The 332-nt window shown below is 70.5% G+C and carries 1 pseudogene; it reads right to left on the minus strand.

The window, feature by feature from the left end:
* Positions 1 to 332, minus strand: a pseudogene (locus EXE42_RS17410) (preprotein translocase subunit SecD); the annotation flags it as partial.

Consider the following 332-nt stretch of genomic DNA (forward strand, 5'->3'; position numbering starts at 1 on the left):
GGCCGCCATGCTGTCGGCGAGGCCGGGGTCCATGCCGAAGGAGTTGACGACCTCCCCGTCGACGACGAGCAGGAGACACGGGTTCCGGTCCCCGTTCACCACCTCGATGTCGCCGGTCTCGGCGTTGTACCCGCACCGGTCCGCCTGGGTCTGGTACGCGTCCTGGAAGCCGCGCTGCGCGACGGCGTCCTGGAAGCCGTGCGCCGGCGACTGACCGTTCTCGGCGGTGTTCCGGACGGTGACGGGCACGTACGCTCCCGTGCCGCGGTCGCTCTGTGCCGCGGTCCCGATCTCCTCGAAGTCGTCCTGGATCATCGCGCCCTCCTGAACGG

Source organism: Halorubrum sp. SP3 (genome assembly GCF_005435195.1).
GTDB lineage: Archaea > Halobacteriota > Halobacteria > Halobacteriales > Haloferacaceae > Halorubrum > Halorubrum sodomense.